Annotated in this window: 2 protein-coding genes and 1 pseudogene; all 3 read left to right on the top strand. The window is 49.5% G+C overall.

Translation table 11 applies throughout. From position 1 onward, the window contains the following. Positions 1-107: 107 nt before the first annotated feature. Positions 108-1,235 (top strand): annotated as a pseudogene (locus BTO30_RS16600) (IS4 family transposase). Between the two features lie 94 nt (positions 1,236-1,329). Beyond that, positions 1,330-1,704, top strand: a complete 375-nt coding sequence (locus tag BTO30_RS17785; protein ID WP_083632491.1) for a DUF6444 domain-containing protein — start codon at positions 1,330-1,332, stop codon at positions 1,702-1,704. Next, the coding region (tnpC, locus tag BTO30_RS16590; protein ID WP_245796560.1) for an IS66 family transposase at positions 1,596-2,236 on the top strand (641 nt) is incomplete at its 3' end. The genes BTO30_RS17785 and tnpC, both read left to right, overlap by 109 nt.

Here is a 2,236-nt window from a genome sequence, read left to right as displayed (position 1 = left end):
CACGCGTGTTGATTATGAATAATCTTCCATAAATAAACGCCAAAAAAGAGATGCCTTCTTGTAAAATGTAAGTACGACCAAACAATTTACGAGAAGAGGCATCCCTTATGAAACAGAATACCATGTTCCCGAATTTGGTTCAAAAGTTTATTTCTGATGAAGAACTCCAGCCGTTGATCCAACTGGTTGGCTACGAAGATATCGCACGCAAATTAGATGTCAAAACGTTGATCCAGTACTTGGTGACGGCTGCCGCCTGCGAGTGGAAAAGCCTGCGCTACTGCGCAGATGTCGGGTCCACAGCGGGTCTTGTCGATGTGAATTATTCGACGTTATCCAAAAAGCTTGGGCGGCTGGATTATGCCCTGATGAAACAAGTTTTTGCCCTCCTTGTCCGTAAATGCAACCGGGTCACCCGCCGGACACTCAAGATTCCAAACCAGCTTTTGCTCGTCGATTCAACAACGGTGACCGTTGGGAAAACGCGCCTGCCGTGGGCCGTCTACCATGGAGAGCGATCCGGCATCAAGCTCCACGTGAGCTTTTCGCTGGAAACTCATATGCCCCTTCATGTCATTGAAACGACCGGCTTAAAGCATGACGCACCCATTGGCCGCCAGCTGGCTGATCAGCGCTTTGTCCTCGTTGAGGACCGGGCCTACTTTTCTATTAAGCAGATCGACCAGTACCTTGTGGGAGAACAGGACTTTGTGATCCGGATGAAAGAAAATGTTGAGCTGTCCCACGTGAAGTCACTTCAGCGTATGCCAGAGAAGGACTCGAACGTAACCCGTGACATCACCTGCCGCCTCGGAACGATTCAATCCCGTTCGGAGAAACGGCACCGGGTGGTCTTTTTCAGAGATCATGAAAATCGTGAAATCCGTGTGGTGACAAGCCTGCGGAATGTGGCAGCTGAAGTGGTTGCCGACATGTACAAAGCACGCTGGGCGATCGAGTTGTTTTTCCGCTGGATCAAGCAGAACTTAAATGTGCCGGTTCTTTTTGGCACCACAGAAAATGCCGTATACAATCAGCTTTTTGCGGCCTTGATTGCATATGTTCTTCTCAAATGGCTGTATAATCAGACGAAATCTTCCATTTCGCATGCCAGGCTGTCTCTTGTCAGCTGCTTCTTTGCGGTGCGCTGCCGCTGGAATGGCAGGCAGAAATGACCTTGTTTCTGCATCATTATTTTGAGGTTCACTGGAAGAAAACTGTATGATTATGGATAATCAACACGCGTGGTAACTACTCAGACCCTGTTTGATGTTCAGTATTTTCTGGGTAAAGATTGCAAAACACCTGAACGAAAGGAGGGTCCGGCTCATGTCGCTTGAACAGTTATCGAAAGCAGAACTGATCGCCATTATCGAACGTCAAGCTATTCTAATTGAACAGCTGACAGCGCGTGTGGCAGAACTGGAGAAGCAGCTTGGCAAAAACAGCCGCAACAGCAACAAGCCGCCGTCTTCAGACGGTTTAAAAAAGTCCGCCGTACAAAAAGTGAACGCAAGCCGAGCGGTAAATCCTCCGGTGGACAGCCGGGCCACTCCGGGCATCATCTGGCTTTTTCAAGTCAGCCAGACCATGAAATCTACCATTCTGTTTCATCGTGTTCTCAATGCGGCATCGACTTATCCAGTCAGCCTGTGCGGGCGCTTGAAAAACGCCAAATCTGGGATTTGCCTCCCCTATCATTAGAAGTAACAGAACATCAGGCAGAACAGAAACAATGCCCGTGCTGCCGTTCGATAGAAAAAGGGACATTCCCTGACCATGTCCGCCATCGTGTCCAGTATGGAAGCGGCGTTCAGTCGTTTCTTGTTTATTTACATCACGGGCAGCTGCTTCCCTATGACCGGACAGTCGAAGTCATGCGGGATCTGTTTGGGCAAACGATCAGCCAGGGAACACTATCAAATATCCTTGGGCGGACGGCTGCATCTCTTGAGCCAGAAGCAGAAGACATCCGGGCAGCGCTTCTCCAGTCACCAGTCGTCCATATGGACGAAACCGGCATCGACGTCCTTCCAAAACGCCAATGGGTTCATGTTTACTCGACGCCAGATGAGACATTTTATGCCCTGCACCCGAAACGCGGCTGCGAGGCCATGAACAAGATTGGCTTCCTGCCCGCTTATAAGGGCATTGCCATTCATGATGAATGGCAGTCTTATTTCACTTATACGGACTGCCAGCATGGGCTGTGTAATGCGCATATTTTGCGTGAACT

The organism is Domibacillus antri, from assembly GCF_001936625.1.
Classification (GTDB): Bacteria; Bacillota; Bacilli; order Bacillales; family Domibacillaceae; genus Domibacillus; species Domibacillus antri.
This window is presented reverse-complemented; position numbering and strand designations above follow the sequence as displayed.